The following is a 14,783-nucleotide window of genomic DNA, read 5'->3' as shown; positions in this document are numbered from 1 at the left end:
AAGCCCTACGCCAAGCGGGAAGAAGCGGCCAAGCCCTATGCCAAGCGCGAGGAGGGCGCGAAGCCCTACGCCAAGCGCGAGGACGGGCCGCGCAAGCCCTATGTGAAGCGGGAAGAGGGCGCGAAGCCCTACGCCAAGCGCGAGGACGCGGCCCGGCCTTCGGCGCCGCGCGACGAGGCGGGCAAGAAACCCCGCTGGGCGGCTGGCGACAAGCCGGCGCCGCGCTCGGCCGGGTTCAAGTCGCATGGCGGCGGGGCGGATGGCAAACCGGCGCGGGCGGGCGGCTTCAAGTCGCACGCCAGCGAGGGCAAGAGCTTCGGCAAGCCGGCTTTCGGCAAGGCGAAGCCCGCCGCCGCGCCGAAAGACGCCAAGGACACCAGCAAGCGTTTCGTGCCGCCGAAGAAGAAGTGATCCTCTAGGGATTGAGACAAGGGCCGCGCTCCGCAAGGGCGCGGCCCTTTTCCGTTGCCGAGGTGTTTCGCCGGTGTGTTTGGCCGGGGGGCGGCGCCGCCCTCGGGGGCATCGAGCCCCCTCGGGCGGCATTGCCATTGCGGGCCGAAGCCGGTCGCCTCAGCCGATCAGCGCCTTGATCCCGGCGACATGGGCGGCGCTGGCGCCCAGCGCGTCGGCGGCCAGCGCCCGCGCCTCGCCCAGAAGCGCGCCCGGGGCGACGATCCGGTCGACCAGCCCCCAGCCCAGCGCCTGTTCCGCCGTCGCCTTCATCCCGGCCATCAGCAGCAGCTTGGCCCGCGACGGCCCGACCAGCGCCGCCAGCCGCGCCGGGTCGGAGGGCTGCGGCAGGAAGCCGAGCCGCATCACCGGGTAGAACAGCTTCGCCTCCGGCACGGCGAGGCGCAGGTCGCAGGCCAGCGCCATGCCCATCGCCCCGCCGGCCAGCGTGCCGTTCAGCGCGGCGATCGTCAGGCAGGGCAGGCCGGCGATCCGGGCCGAGAGCTGCTCCCAGATCGGGTCGGTGGCGAGACCGGCCTGCACCTCGTCGAGATCGGCGCCGGCCGAGAACACATTGCCGGCCCCGGTCAGGATCAGCGCCCGGACATCGGCGGCGGCCGCGGCCTCCACCGCGGCGTCGAGCTCGCGCAGCAGGGCGCCGGTCAGCGCATTGGCCTTGTCGCTGCGGTCCAGCGTCAGGATGCGCAGGCCCGGCTCGGTATGGACCCGGATCACGCGATCAGGCCCACGGCGCGGCGGATGCGTTCGTCGCGCAGCGAGATCTCCTGACCGAGGTAGCCGTTCGCCGCCGGGCCGCACATCCACAGCAGCGCACGGGCCGGCCAGTCGGCGGGGATATGCACCGAAGGGTCGAGCTGGCTGACCGGGTTGACGCCGCTGGCCTTGATCTTCACCTGCATCTCGGTGGCGACGGTGCCGGGCGACAGGCCCATGACCCGCAGCCCCTGCGCCACCTCCTCGACATGCAGGCAGCTGGTCAGCATCGCCGCCCCCGCCTTGGAGGCGCAATAGGCGCTCCAGCCCTCCAGCGGGTTGTGCGCCGCGCCCGAGCTGATGGTCAGGATGGTGCCGCCCTTGCCGCGCATGTGCGGCACGGCGGCGCGCATGCCGTGGAACACGCCGGTCAGGTTGATGTCGACCGCGCGTGCCCAGTCGGCGGGGTCGCTTTCGGCCAGACGGGCGATCGGCTCGATCACGCCTGCGTTATTCACCAGCACGTCGAGCCGGCCCTCGCGGGCCACGATGCCGTCGATCGCCGCCTGCACCGAGCCCCAGTCGGAGACGTCGCAGGGCAGGGCGAAGGCCTTGCCGCCGATCTCGGCGGCGAGCGCGGCGATCTCGTCCCCGCTGCGCGCCATCAGGGCCACGGTGGCTCCGGCCCCGGCGAAGACCCGTGCGGCCGCCGCGCCGATGCCGCGGCTCGCGCCGGTGATTGCCACGACCTTGCCTTGCATCTGGTTCATCCTTGCCTCCGTTGCTGCAGCTGTGATCTCTTGTTACCCGATCCGGGCCGGCCACGGAAAGCCTTGACCCCCGCAACGCTGCATCGGATGCTGCGACCGATAGTATTCGGGAAGGTAGATCATGCAGATCAGAACATTGGCAGGCAGCACCGCCCTCGCCGCGCTGGCCTTCGGCAGCGCCGGCTGGGCCGATGTGACGCCGGAAGAGGTTTGGCAGAACTGGCAGGACATGAGCGCCTCCTATGGGCAGAGCATGACCGCGTCGGCGCAGCGCACCGAGGGCGACCGGCTGACGGTCGAGGGCCTGAAGGTGGTGTTCAAGCAGGAGGGCTCCGAGGTCGAGGCGACCATCGACGAGGTGCGGTTCAACGGCAATGACGACGGCACGGTCGATGTCACCATGTCGGACAGCTACCCGGTCACCATGGTGATCGACGACATCCCGGCCGAGGGCGAGGTGGCGGGCGAGCCGACCCGGATCGGCATCACCGTGCGCCAGCCCGGGCTGAAGATGACCGCGGGCGGCGGCGGCGAGGAGACGAGCTATGTCTTCAGCATCCCGACGCTGGAGATCGGCGTGGACGAGGTCGACGGCGTCGACGCCGCGGCGATGGAACTGAAGGCCGACATCACCCTGACCGACACCCAGGGCAGCTATCTGGTGAAGGGGCTGGAGACCAAGACGCTGACCAGCGACTTCTCGGCCGCCACCGCCGAGATGGTGCTGAGGATGAAGGACGAGGAGAGCAGCGGCGTGATGAACATGCGCGCCAGCCTCACCGACCTGAAGGGCACCTCCGGCGGCACGCTGGTGCCGGGCGTCGACATGGCCGACATGGCGGCGGCGCTGAAGGCGGGCTTCTCCTCGAAGGCCGATTTCACCTATGGCCCGACCACGATGGAATTCGATTTCACCGATGGCGCCGACAGCGCCAAGGGGTCGGCCAGCACGGCGAGCGGCCGGTTCAACGTGGCGATGGACGACCGGACGCTGGCCTATGGCGGCGCGGCCAACAGCGTCAACATGACGATGAGCGGGACGCAGATCCCCTTCCCGCAGCTGACGGTGAACTATGCCGAGGCCGCCTTCGACCTGCTGATGCCGATCGCCAAGGCCGAGGCGCCGCAGGACTTCCGCCTGCTGACCAAGCTGGTCGACCTGAAGATCTCGGAGGAGATCTGGGCGATGTTCGACCCGACCAAGCAGCTGCCGCGCGACCCGGCGACGCTGGTGATCGACGCCTCGGGCAAGGCGCAGCTGGATGTGGACGTGCTCGATCCGGCTGCGCAGGCGGCGATGGAGACAGCGCCTCCCGGCGAGATCCACGCGCTGGACGTGAACGCGCTGCGGCTGAGCGCGGCCGGGGCCGAGCTGACCGGGACCGGCGGCTTCACCTTCGACAACAGCGACAAGACCACCTTCCCCGGCATGCCGCTGCCGACCGGCAAGATGGAGCTGAAGCTGGTGGGCGGCAACGGTCTGTTGGACAAGCTGGTGGCCATGGGGCTGATCCCGCAGGATCAGGCGATGGGCGCGCGGATGATGCTGGGCATGTTCGCCCGCACCGTCGAGGGTCAGGAGGACACGCTGACCTCGGACCTCGAGTTCAAGGACAAGGGCTTCTACGCCAACGGCCAGCGGCTGCAGTAAGCCGCCCGCCCTGCAAGGACAGCGACGGCCCCGGATTCGGGGCCGTCGGCATTTCCGGGGCCCGGAGGTGGGGCGGTTTTTTGGCGGCGGCCCGTCCCGCCGCTTGTGCCGCCCTGCCCCACGGCTTACCTCGGGAACGGACCAGAAGGAGACCTGCATGACCCGCTCGCTCGAAGGGCTGACCGAAGCCCTGCTTGACGCCGCACGCCGCGCGGGGGCCGAGGCCGCCGATGCGCTGGCGGTGCAGGGCACCTCGCTGTCGATCGACATCCGCGTCGGCCAGCTGGAGCAGGCCGAGCGGTCGGAGGGCATCGAGCTGGGGCTGCGGGTGCTGATGGGCGGGCGGCAGGCCTGCGTCTCGGTGTCGGACACTTCCGATGCGACGATCACCGCGGTGGCCGAGCGCGCCGTGGCGATGGCCCGCGAGGCGCCGAACGATCCGCATGTCGGCCTCGCCGATCCGGAGCAGCTGGCGCGCGGCTGGGATCTGGCGGGGCTGGAGCTGATCGACCCCTCCGACGAGCCCGCCGCGGCCGAGCTGGAGCAGGACGCCCGTCGCGCCGAGGCGGCGGCGCTGGCCCATGCCGGGATCTTCCAGGTCGAGGCCAGCGGCAGCTACAACCGGCGGCAGATGCATCTGATGGCCTCGAACGGCTTTTCCGGCGGCTATGCCCGCACGTCGCGTTCGGTGTCGGCGGTGGCCTTCACCGGGTCGGGCACGCAGATGGAGCGCGACTGGGCCGGCGAGAGCCGGATCTTCGCCGCCGACCTGCCGACGCCCGAATGGGTCGGATCCTTGGCCGGCGAGCGGGCGCTGGAGCGGGCGGGCGGGCGCAAGCCGAAGACCGGCAGCTATCCGGTGATCTATGACGAGCGGATCTCCTCATCGCTCATTGGACATCTGCTGTCGGCGGTGAACGGCGCCAGCATCGCCCGCGGCGGGTCCTGGCTGCGCGACGCGCTGGGGCGGCAGGTGCTGCCCGAGGCGCTGTCGCTGATCGAGGACCCGCTGCGGCCGCGCGTCTCGGGCTCTCGGCCCTTCGACGCCGAGGGGCTGGCCACCGGCCGCCGCGCCATCGTCGAGAACGGCATCCTCACCGGCTGGACGCTGGACCTCGCCACCGGGCGCAAGCTCGGCATGCCGAGCACCGCCAGCGCCTCGCGCGGGACCTCCTCGCCGCCCTCGCCCTCGGTGTCGAACACCGAGCTGACGCCGGGCGCCGTGACCCGCGCCGACCTGATCGCGCAGATGGGCACGGGGCTTCTGGTGACCTCGATGATCGGCTCGTCGATCAACGGGACGACGGGGGACTATTCGCGCGGGGCCAGCGGCTTCTGGGTCGAGAACGGCGAGATCGCCTATCCGGTGAACGAATGCACCATCGCCGGCAACCTGCGCGACATGCTGCTGCGGATCATCCCGGCGAACGATGCGAGGCAGCACCTGTCGTCGCGGGTGCCGAGCCTTCTGGTGGAAGGGATGACCCTTGCCGGAGCATGACCTCGCGCTTCTGACCGACGCCGCGCTGGCGGCGGGCAAGATCGCGATGCGGTTCTGGAAGAAGAGCCCGCAGGTCTGGGACAAGGACGCCAATGCCGGCCCGGTGACCGAGGCCGATCTGGCGGTGAACGACATGCTGGCGGCGCGGCTCAGGGCGGCGCGGCCGGACTACGGCTGGCTGTCGGAGGAAAGCGCCGATACCACCGACCGGCAGGCGGCGCGGCGCTGCTTCATCATCGATCCGATCGACGGCACGCGCTCCTTCATCGCGGGCGAGGATACCTTCGCCCATTCGCTCGCCGTGGCCGAGGAGGGCCGGGTGATCGCCGCGGCGGTCTATCTGCCGGCGCTGGACCGGCTTTACACCGCCGCCAGCACCTGCCCCGCGCTGCGCGACGGCCAGCCGATCCGCGCCAGCACCTGCCCCGCGGCGGAGGGGGCGACGCTGCTGACGACGCAACACATGCTGGGGGCCGATTACTGGCCGGGCGGAGTGCCTCAGGTGAAGCGCAGCTTCCGCGCCTCCTTGGCCTTCCGGCTCTGCCTCGTGGCAGAGGGGCGGCATGACGGGATGGTGACGCTGCGCGACGCCTGGGAATGGGACATCGCCGCGGGCGCGCTGATCGTGCAGCAGGCCGGGGCGCTGGCCACCGACCGCTTCGGCAAGCCGCTGCGCTTCAACGCCGAGCGCCCGCTGGCCCCCGGCGTGCTGGCCGCCGGGGCGGCGCTGCATGCCGACCTCCTGGGCCGGCTGACCGGCTGAGGCTCAGGCCTTTGCCGGGCGCGCGCGCAGCTCGACGCGGCGCTGGCGCAGCCGGACCGGCTCCACCGGCTTCGGCCCCTCCTTCGAGAAGCTCTGGCGCAGCGCCTCGTCCAGCGTGCGCACCGCGAAGTCGGCGCCGATCTCCAAGGCCTCGTCCAGCTTGGAATCGGCGACCTGGGCGGGCTTCACCGTCATGTCGCCGTCCTCGTCCTTCGACGGCATGTTCCAGATCACCACGCCGACGCGCAGATGCGGCGCCGCGCGCTTGATCCGGCGGATGTGCAGCAGCGAGGCGCGCATCGGCGAGGGATCGACGAAGCTCAGCACCACGCAATCCACCCCGGTGATCGCCACCTCGCGGAAGCGGTTCAGCCCGAGATCGGTATGCGCCAGCTCCTCCGCCGTCGCGCCCTCGGCCCGCATGATCTGCGCCAGCATCGCCGCCGACACGTCGTCGAGCGAGTTCTTGCCGCCGACGCAGAGCACCGAATGGCCGTCGCCGTCCTGCACGGCGTTCTCGACCAGCTCCGGCGCATCCTCGCCCTCCGGCTTCGGGCCGATGCTGGCGATCTCGCGTTCCTCCTCGACCACCTCGGCCAGGTCGATGACGATCTCCTGCGCGGTGGTGGCGACGCGCTCCTGCTGCTCGACCGTCAGCACGCCGCGGCGCTGGTCGTTCTGGGCTATGAGCAGCGCCGGGATGCCGATGTCGCGGTAGTATTCGCCCAGCGTCATCGTCTCCAGCGCCTCTTCGGCGCGCGAAGTGGCCTCGATGGCGTCGCCGGCCAGCAGGCGCTGGTAGAGCCGGGCATGCGGCTCCAGCACCGGCTCGTCGCCGAACAGCGTGTCGAAGACCTCGAACTGCGGGATGTGGCGGCCGAGCACGACGAGGCAGACGGTGAGCGGGGTGGACATGACGAGGCCGAGCGGGCCCCAGAGCCAGGTCCAGAAGATCGCCGAAATGATGATCGCCAGCGGGCTGACCCCGGTGCGCGAGCCGTAGAGCCAGGGCTCGATGGCGTTGCTGGTGATGGTCTCCACCACGCCGAACAGGATGATGGTCCAGAGCACCATCGACCAGTCGGGCGAGGAGGCGAAGGCCAGGAGGATCGGGAAGGCCGCCGACAGCACCGAGCCGATATAGGGGATGAAGCGCAGCACCAGCGTCAGGAGGCCCCAGAGCAGCGCGTTGGGCACGCCGATGAACCAGAGCCCGACGCCGATCGGCACGGCGTAGATGATGTTCACCAGAAGCTGCACCAGCAGGTATTGCGTGACCCGCCGCCCGGCGTCCTGCAGCACCTGCGTCGTGCGGTGCAAGTCGTTCGAGCCGACCAGCTTGATGAAGCGGTCGCGCAGTTCGGCCCGCTCCAGCAGCATGAAGACCACCACGACCACGACGAGGCCGGTGGTGGCGATGGGGCCGATCAGCGGCAGGACGATGTCCTGCATCATCTGCAGCGTGCTCTGGTCCTGCACGACTTCGACCAGCACCGGGTCCGGCCGTTCCGGCGCCGCTCCGGCGACCGGCGGCTCCTCCTCGTCCTCGACCCGGGCGGCGATCTGGTTGTTGATCGACTCGACCATGTTGGAGACGCGGCCGATGACCCCATCGCTGCCGCTGCCCGCCTCGACCAAGGACTCGACCTTGGTGACGATGTTGGCCTGGAAGCGCGGCAGGTTGCTGGTCAGCGTGCTGAGCTGCCAGATCACGATCAGGATGAACATGCCGATGGCGACGAAGGCGGCGGTCACCACGATCAGCACGGCGGGCAGGTTGGGCAGGCCGATGCGGCGCAGCCGGGTGGCCAGCGGCGACAGGGCGAAGGTGATGAGCATGGCGATGGCCAGCGGCAGCACCACGTTCTGCGCGAAATAGATGATCGCCACCACGGCGGCGATGGTGGCGAGCGTCGGCAGGTTGATCCGCCGCGCCTGCATCGGCGAGCCGGTGATCATCCCCGGCTCCGCCTGCGGCATGCTGCGGCGCTTGTCCCTCGTTGCTGCGTCGATATCCGGCATTGCTGTCCCCAACCCTGTGCTCCGCCGGCGTGCCGGACCGTCAGACGGGGCCGGGCAAGGCGCCCGCCGTCAGCAGGGACAAACGCCGCGGGAGCCCGGGGCGGTTCCCTGCCCCGCGAAATCCTTCTTGCCGGATGCAGGAATACCGCGGCGCGGCCGATTCAGCCGCGGCCGCGCGCCTCGAAGCGCGGCAGCATGGCCGAGAAATCGCGGCCCTTGCCGTCTTCGCCCTCGACGAACTGCCGGTAGAGCTGCGCCGCCAGTTGACCCATCGGTGTGTCGGCATCTGCGGCCTCGGCGGCCTGCTGGCTGAGCCGCAGGTCCTTCAGCATCAGTTCCGCCGCGAAGCCGGGCTTGTAGCCGTTGTCGGCGGGAGAAGTCGGCCCCACCCCCGGCGCCGGGCAATAGGCGTTCATCGTCCAGCTGTAGCCGGAGGAGGTGGAGACGACGTCGAACATCTTCTGCCGGTCGAGCCCCAGCTTGTCGGCCAGCGCGAAGGCCTCGCAGGTGGCGATCATCGTGACCCCGAGGATCATGTTGTTGCAGATCTTCGCCGCCTGCCCTGCGCCGGAGGCGCCGCAATGCACGGCCTTCTGGCCCATGATGTCGAAGAGCGGCTTCACCGTGGCGAAGGCCGCGTCGCTGCCGCCGACCATGAAGGTCAGCGTTCCCGCCGCTGCACCGCCGATGCCGCCCGAAACCGGAGCGTCGAGCGCGCCCAGCCCCGCGGCCTCGGCCTGATCAGCCACGGCGCGGGCGCTTTCGACATCGACGGTGGAGCAGTCGCAGAACACGGCGCCCGGCTGCATCGCCGGGATCACCTCGGCGGCGACGCTGCGCAGGATGGCGCCGTTGGGCAGCATGGTCAGCACCACCTCGGCCCCCGCTGCCGCCTCGGCGGCGCTGGCGGCCTGCGCCACGCCCTCGGGCATCGGCGCCGCGGTGTCGTAGCCGGTGACGCCATGGCCCGCGGCGACAAGGTTGCGGGCCATCGGGCCGCCCATGTTGCCAAGGCCGATGAATGCGATCTTCATTTACTGCTCCTCCTCGAACGTCAGTCTGTCCTCGCCCAGAGGGGCGAGCAAATGGTCGACCAGCCCTTGCGGCAACGCCGCCGCATCGGCGTGTTTCCAGCGCGGGCTGCGGTCCTTGTCGATGATCGCGGCGCGGACGCCCTCCAGCAGATCGGCCTCGCCCTGCGCGCGGAAGGTGAAGCGGAACTCCATCTCCAGCGCCTCGCGCAAGGAGGGATCGGGGCCGAGGCGGCGCAGGATCTCCAGCGTGGCGGCGATGGCGAGCGGGGAGCCGCGTTCGAGCGTCTTCAGGGTATCGGCGGCGAAGGGGGTGTCGCCGGCCTTCAGGCTTTGCAGGATTGCCGGCAGGTCAGGACTGGCGAAATGCCGGTCGATCTCGGGCCTCAGCGCGGGAAGGGTTGCGGGCGGCGGCTCGGCGACGGGGAGGGTCAGCGCGCCGCTGCACAGGGTCTCGACCAGCGCGGGCCAGTCGGCCTCGGGCAGGTAATGGTCGGCGAAGCCCGCGAAGATCGCGTCGCCCGGCCCCATCCGCCGCCCCGTCGTGCCGAGATAGGCGCCGAGCCGCCCCGGCGCCCGCGCCAGCAGACGGGTGCCGCCCACGTCGGGCACGAGGCCGATGGCGCATTCCGGCATCGCCATCTGCGTCGTCCCGCCGACGATGCGGTGGCTGGCGTGGCAGCCGAGGCCGACGCCGCCGCCCATGCAGAAACCGTGCATCAGGCTGACCACCGGCTTGGGATAGGCGGCGATCCGGGCGTTCATCCGGTATTCCTGCCGCCAGAAGGCGCGACCGAAGCCGAAGTTGCCTTGCACCCCCTCGGCATGGATCTGCGCCACGTCGCCCCCGGCGCAGAAGGCGCGCGGGCCCGCGGCGTCGATCAGCACCAGCGCCACCGCCGGATCGTCCTGCCAGCCCATCAGCGCCCGCTCGATGGCGAGGCTCATCGCCGGGCTCAGCGCGTTCAGCGCCTCGGGGCGGGTGAGGGTGATGCGCCCGGCGCGGCCCTCGATGCGCAGATCGACGCTCATGCGACCAGCCCCCGGGCGATGATGACGCGCATGATCTCGTTGGTGCCCTCGAGGATCTGGTGCACGCGCAGGTCGCGGACGATCTTCTCGATCCCGTAGTCGGCGAGATAGCCGTAGCCGCCATGCAGTTGCAGGCACTGGTTGGCGACCTCGAAGGCGGTGTCGGTGACCTGCAGCTTGGCCATGGCGCAGAACTTGGTGGCGTCGGGCGCGGCCTGATCCAGCTTCCACGCCGCCTGATGCAGGAAGATGCGGGCGGCCTGCAGCCGGGTCTCCATCTCGGCCAGCCGGAACTGCAGCGCCTGGAAGGCGTCGAGCCTTTGCCCGAAGGCGCGGCGCTCGGCCATGTAGGCCAGCGTCGCGTCGAAGGCCGCCTGCGCCCCGCCCAGCGCGGTCGCGGCGATGTTCAGCCGGCCGCCGTCGAGCCCGGCCATGGCATAGGCAAAGCCGCGCCCCTCTTCGCCGATGAGGTGGGCGGCGGGCACGGCGCAGTCGTCGAACTGGACCTGCCGGGTTTCCTGCGCGCGCCAGCCCATCTTGTCTTCCAGCCCGCCGAAGCTGAGGCCTGCGGCCCCCGCCGGCACCAGCAGCGCCGAGATGCCCTTCGGCCCCTCGCCGCCGGTGCGGGCCATCACCAGATAAAGATCGGAATAGCCGCCGCCCGAGATGAAGGCCTTGGTTCCGCTGATCCGGTAGCCGTCGCCCACGCGCGCGGCCTTCGTGCGCAGCGCGGCGGCGTCGGAGCCCGCGCCGGGTTCCGTCAGGCAGTAGGAGGCCACCACCTCCATCGCGCAGAGCCGGGGCAGCCACTCGGCCTTCATCGCCTCGGAGCCGTAGCGGTCGATCATCCCGGCGCACATGTTGTGGATCGAGAGGAAGGCCGCGACCGAAGGGCAGGCCATGGCCAGCGCCTCGAAGACGAGCGTTGCGTCGAGACGGCCGAGGCCGGAGCCGCCGAACCGGTCGGAGACATAGATGCCGCCGAGGCCCAGCGCCGCTGCCTTGGGCCAGAGCGCCTTCGGAATGGTGCCCGCCTTTTCCCAGTCGCGGGCGAAGGGCGCGATCTCGGCAGCGCCGAAGTCGCGCGCCATGTCGGTGATCGCCTGCTGTTCCTCGGTCAGCGAAAACTCCATGTTCCCTCCCCGTCACATGGCGGGGCCCTGCGCGGCCCCGTGGCGCCCATGCTTCCCCGCTTGGCGCGGGGGATGCAAGGGGAAGCGCTGCGGCCTTGCGGCGCCGCGCCGCAGCGACGGGGATATGGCCGGGAAGAAATAACGCTTGCCGGAATGGTCGAGCACCGGGTTATATCCATCCGGACATAACGCAACCCGGAGCTTCCATGTCGCCGCATCCCCGCTTCACCCGGGCGCTCGCCCTTGCCGCGACGCTTGCCCTGCCCGCCACGGCTCAGGCCGAGGAGATCACGGTCTTCGCCGCCGCCAGCCTGAAGACCGCGCTTGACGAGATCGCGGCGGGCTGGAGCGCCGAGACCGGACATAGCGCGGTGATCTCCTATGGCTCGAGCGGCACGCTGGCCAAGCAGATCCAGTCGGGCGCGCCGGCCGATCTGTTTCTCTCGGCGGCGACGAACTGGATGGATGTGCTGGAGGAAGACGCGCTGATCGACCCGGCGAGCCGCGCCGACATCCTCGGCAACAGGCTGGTGCTGGTGGCGCATGGCGCGTCGGCGCCGGTGGAGATCGGCGCGGGCTTCGATCTGGCGGAAAGGCTGGGCGAGGGCAAGCTGGCGATGGGGCTTCTGGACAGCGTGCCCGCCGGGCAATACGGCAAGGAAGCCCTGACCTCGCTGGGCATCTGGGAGGCGGTGGAGCCGAAGGTGGCGCAGGTCGAGAACGTGCGGGCGGCGCTGGCGCTGGTCGCCTCGGGCGAGGCGCCCTATGGCATCGTCTATGCCTCGGATGCGGTGGCGGGGGATGCGGCGGGGGACGATGTGACCGTGGTCGGCGCCTTCCCGGAAGACAGCCACAAGCCGATCGTCTACCCTGCCGCCGTCACGGCCACGGCGAAGCCCGAGGCGAAGGCGTTTCTCGAGGTGCTGGGCACGGAGGCGGCGGATGCGGTCTTTGCGGCGCAGGGCTTCACCGTGCCGAAGTAAGGACCGCATGCCGGACTGGCTGACGAGCGATGAATGGCGGGCAGTGAACCTTTCGCTGCTCGTCTCCTTCTGGGCCTCGGTGCTCAGCCTGCCCTGCGGCATCGCGGCAGCCTATGTGCTGGCGCGCTTCGACTTCTGGGGCAAGCAGCTCCTGAACGGCATCGTGCACCTTCCGCTGATCCTGCCGCCGGTGGTGACGGGCTATCTGCTCCTGCTGACCTTCGGGCGCAGGGGGCCGGTGGGGGCGTTTCTGGAGCAGAGCTTCGGCCTCGTCTTCGCCTTCCGCTGGACCGGGGCGGCGCTGGCGGCGGCGGTGATGGCCTTTCCGCTGATGGTGCGGGCGATCCGGCTGGCGATCGAGGCGGTGGACCCGAAGCTGGAGCAGGCGGCGGGCACGCTGGGGGCCTCGCGGCCCTGGGTCTTCCTGACGGTGACGCTGCCCCTGATCCTGCCGGGGGTGATCGCCGGCTTCATCCTCGCCTTCGCCAAGGCGATGGGCGAGTTCGGTGCGACCATCACCTTCGTCGCCTCGATCCCCGGCCAGACCCAGACCCTGCCCTCGGCGATCTACGCCTTCCTGCAGGTGCCGGGGGGCGATGCGCAGGCGATGCGGCTGGTGCTGATCTCCATCGCCATCGCCATGCTGGCGCTTCTCCTGTCGGAATGGCTGGGCCGCCGCGTCGCCCGCCGGATCGCCGGCACATGACGCTCGCCGTTTCCCTGCGCCACGGCTTCGCCGGTTTCACGCTGGACGTGGAGTTCGCCGCCCCTGCCGGGCTGACGGCGCTGTTCGGGCATTCCGGCTCGGGCAAGACCACCGTCATCAACGCGGTGGCGGGGCTGCTGGCGCCCGATGCCGGGCGGATCGCGGTGGACGATCTGGTGCTCCTGGACCGGGCGCGGCGCATCGCCCTGCCGCCGCATCGCCGCAGGCTGGGCTATGTGTTTCAGGATGCGCGGCTGTTCCCGCATCTGACGGTGCGGCAGAACCTGCTCTACGGGCGCTGGTTCGCGCCGCGCGGGCCGGGGGCGGCGCTGGCCGATGTGGTCGAGATGCTGGGGATCGGCGCGCTGTTGCAGCGGCGCCCGGGCGGGCTGTCGGGGGGCGAGAAACAGCGGGTGGCCATCGGGCGGGCTCTGCTGTCGAAGCCGCGGCTTCTGTTGATGGACGAGCCGCTCGCCGCGCTGGACGAGGAGCGCAAGGCCGAGATCCTGCCCTATCTCGAACGGCTGCGCGACGAGACTTCGGTGCCGATCCTCTATGTCAGCCATTCGGTCGCCGAGGTGGCGCGGCTGGCGACGACGCTGGTGGTCATGGAAGCCGGGCGGGTGCAGCGCATCGGCCCGGCGCGCGAGGTGCTCTCCGATCCGGGGGCGGTGCCCGCGCTCGGCCCGCGCGAGGCGGGGTCGGTGCTGCGGGCGCGGCTGGTCGGGCAGGATGCCGACGGGCTGACCCGGCTGGAGACCTCGGCGGGGATGCTTCTGCTGCCGAAGGTCGATCTGCCGCTCGGCGCGGAGCTGAGGGTGCGGATCGCGGCGCAGGATGTGATCGTGGCGCGGCAGCGGCCCGAGGGGATCTCGGCGCTGAACATCCTGCCGGCGGAGGTGGTGGCGCTGCATCTGGGTTCCGGGCCGGGGGCGGTGGTGCAGCTGCGCGCGGGGGGCGAGCTGATCCTCGCCCGGCTGACCCGCCGCTCGGCCGAGGCGCTGGCGCTGGCGCCGGGGCTGCCGGTCTTCGCCGTGCTGAAATCGGTCGCCGTGGCGCAGAGCGATGTCGGCGGCGCGATCACCGGGCCGGAGTTGCTGCTGCACAGCTAACAGTCGCTGTGCGCCGGCGCCGGTTGCCAGAAGGCGGCGCCTGCCCCACCCTTCTCCGTGACGCGGCCCCCTGCCGCGGGACAGCAGAGATCGGGAGAGACCATGGCCACCAGTGACGCCCCGCTCGAAATCGGTCGGCTTGCGCTGACCGTCAACGACATCGGCGCCGTGTCGGCGTTCTACCAGCGCGTGCTGGGCCTGCAGCTTCTGTCGGGCGATGGCGAAACAGCGCTCCTCGGCGCCGGGGAGCGGCCGCTGATCGAGCTGCGCGCCGATCCGGCGGCGCGCCGCCGCGGGCCGCGCGAGGCGGGGCTGTTCCACACCGCCTTCCTGCTGCCCCACCGCCGCGATCTGGGGGTCTGGCTGCAGATGGCCTCCGAGACGCGGGTGCCGGTGGCGGGGGCTTCGGATCACGGGGTGAGCGAGGCGATCTATCTCAGCGACCCCGAGGGCAACGGGATCGAGATCTACACCGACCGCCCGCGCGACAGCTGGCGGCGCGAGGGCGATGGGGTGGCGATGGTCACCGATCCGCTGGATTTCGACAGCCTCCTCCGCGCGGCGGAGGCGCCGTGGCGCGGGGCGCCCGAGGGCACGGTGATCGGCCATGTGCATCTGCAGGTCGGCGCCATTCCCGAGGCGGAGGCCTTCTATGCCGGGCGCTTGGGGCTGACGCTGACCGCGCGCTATCAGGGCGGCAGCTTCTTTGCCTCGGGCGGCTATCATCACCATCTGGCGGCGAACATCTGGAACAGCCGGGGCGCCGGGCCGCGCAGCTACCCCTCGACCGGGTTGGCCGAATTGGAACTCCGCGCCGATCCCGCGACTTGTGCCGCCATCACCGCCCGGACCGGCGCGACGCACTTTGCCGATCCCTGGGGCACCGAGATCACCCTGACCGAGAAGGAAGCCTGA

At 70.9% G+C, this 14,783-nt stretch carries 13 protein-coding genes and 1 pseudogene; 8 read left to right on the top strand and 6 right to left on the bottom strand.

Going from position 1 to position 14,783, the window contains the following annotated elements:
- Positions 1 to 411 (top strand): annotated as a pseudogene (locus C5F48_RS09290) (DEAD/DEAH box helicase); the annotation flags it as partial.
- A 159-nt stretch (positions 412 to 570) separates the two neighbouring features.
- On the opposite strand, the gene C5F48_RS09285 reads toward C5F48_RS09290, so the two are convergent.
- Together C5F48_RS09285 and C5F48_RS09280 are read right to left on the bottom strand one after the other, a co-directional pair.
- The gene (locus tag C5F48_RS09285; RefSeq protein WP_107663629.1) at positions 571 to 1,185 is read right to left on the bottom strand and encodes an enoyl-CoA hydratase/isomerase family protein; all 615 of its coding nucleotides are present in this window, start codon (positions 1,183 to 1,185) and stop codon (positions 571 to 573) included.
- Positions 1,182 to 1,934, bottom strand: coding sequence for an SDR family oxidoreductase (locus C5F48_RS09280; RefSeq protein WP_107663628.1), 753 nt, complete (start codon positions 1,932 to 1,934; stop codon positions 1,182 to 1,184). Before C5F48_RS09280 ends, C5F48_RS09285 begins: the two co-directional genes overlap by 4 nt.
- A gap of 121 nt (positions 1,935 to 2,055) precedes the next feature.
- Between C5F48_RS09280 and C5F48_RS09275 the strand changes: the two genes are divergently transcribed.
- The 3 genes from C5F48_RS09275 to C5F48_RS09265 all read left to right on the top strand — a co-directional run bounded on the left by C5F48_RS09275 (position 2,056) and on the right by C5F48_RS09265 (position 5,849).
- Positions 2,056 to 3,585 carry a DUF2125 domain-containing protein gene (locus C5F48_RS09275; protein ID WP_107663627.1) on the top strand — a complete coding sequence of 510 codons (1,530 nt, stop codon included), beginning with the start codon at positions 2,056 to 2,058 and terminating at the stop codon, positions 3,583 to 3,585.
- Positions 3,586 to 3,742: 157 nt separating this feature from the next.
- Complete coding sequence (locus tag C5F48_RS09270; protein WP_107663626.1) at positions 3,743 to 5,086, top strand: TldD/PmbA family protein; 1,344 nt, start codon at positions 3,743 to 3,745, stop codon at positions 5,084 to 5,086.
- Positions 5,073 to 5,849: a 3'(2'),5'-bisphosphate nucleotidase CysQ gene (locus tag C5F48_RS09265; RefSeq protein ID WP_107663625.1), complete on the top strand. Its 777-nt coding sequence runs from the start codon at positions 5,073 to 5,075 to the stop codon at positions 5,847 to 5,849. The genes C5F48_RS09270 and C5F48_RS09265 overlap by 14 nt, the downstream gene beginning before the upstream one ends.
- Positions 5,850 to 5,852: 3 nt before the next feature.
- On the opposite strand, the gene C5F48_RS09260 is transcribed toward C5F48_RS09265, so the two are convergent.
- The 4 genes from C5F48_RS09260 to C5F48_RS09245 all read right to left on the bottom strand — a co-directional run bounded on the left by C5F48_RS09260 (position 5,853) and on the right by C5F48_RS09245 (position 11,067).
- Positions 5,853 to 7,871 carry an AI-2E family transporter gene (locus tag C5F48_RS09260; RefSeq protein WP_107663624.1) on the bottom strand — a complete coding sequence of 673 codons (2,019 nt, stop codon included), beginning with the start codon at positions 7,869 to 7,871 and terminating at the stop codon, positions 5,853 to 5,855.
- 161 nt (positions 7,872 to 8,032) lie between these two features.
- The gene (mmsB, locus tag C5F48_RS09255; RefSeq protein WP_107663623.1) at positions 8,033 to 8,905 is read right to left on the bottom strand and encodes a 3-hydroxyisobutyrate dehydrogenase; all 873 of its coding nucleotides are present in this window, start codon (positions 8,903 to 8,905) and stop codon (positions 8,033 to 8,035) included.
- Positions 8,906 to 9,934, bottom strand: coding sequence for an enoyl-CoA hydratase/isomerase family protein (locus C5F48_RS09250; protein ID WP_107663622.1), 1,029 nt, complete (start codon positions 9,932 to 9,934; stop codon positions 8,906 to 8,908).
- Positions 9,931 to 11,067 (bottom strand): acyl-CoA dehydrogenase family protein, encoded by a 1,137-nt coding sequence (locus tag C5F48_RS09245; RefSeq protein ID WP_107663621.1) that lies wholly within the window; start codon positions 11,065 to 11,067, stop codon positions 9,931 to 9,933. The genes C5F48_RS09250 and C5F48_RS09245 overlap by 4 nt, the downstream gene beginning before the upstream one ends.
- 206 nt (positions 11,068 to 11,273) lie before the next feature.
- On the opposite strand from C5F48_RS09245, the gene modA reads away from it, so the two are divergent.
- The 4 genes from modA (at position 11,274) to C5F48_RS09225 (ending at position 14,783) form a co-directional block, all read left to right on the top strand.
- Positions 11,274 to 12,050 (top strand): molybdate ABC transporter substrate-binding protein, encoded by a 777-nt coding sequence (modA, locus tag C5F48_RS09240; protein ID WP_107663620.1) that lies wholly within the window; start codon positions 11,274 to 11,276, stop codon positions 12,048 to 12,050.
- Between the two features lie 7 nt (positions 12,051 to 12,057).
- Positions 12,058 to 12,756 (top strand): molybdate ABC transporter permease subunit, encoded by a 699-nt coding sequence (gene modB / locus C5F48_RS09235; protein WP_107663619.1) that lies wholly within the window; start codon positions 12,058 to 12,060, stop codon positions 12,754 to 12,756.
- The gene (modC, locus tag C5F48_RS09230; RefSeq protein WP_107663618.1) at positions 12,753 to 13,868 is read left to right on the top strand and encodes a molybdenum ABC transporter ATP-binding protein; all 1,116 of its coding nucleotides are present in this window, start codon (positions 12,753 to 12,755) and stop codon (positions 13,866 to 13,868) included. Before modB ends, modC begins: the two co-directional genes overlap by 4 nt.
- Positions 13,869 to 13,970: 102 nt before the next feature.
- On the top strand, positions 13,971 to 14,783 hold the full coding sequence (locus C5F48_RS09225; protein WP_107663617.1) for a VOC family protein: 813 nt from the start codon (positions 13,971 to 13,973) through the stop codon (positions 14,781 to 14,783).

The organism is Cereibacter changlensis JA139 (genome assembly GCF_003034985.1).
In the GTDB taxonomy this organism is placed as follows: Bacteria; Pseudomonadota; Alphaproteobacteria; order Rhodobacterales; family Rhodobacteraceae; genus Cereibacter; species Cereibacter changlensis.
Note: the sequence above shows the minus strand (reverse complement) of the source record. Positions and strands in the feature narration are given on the sequence as shown.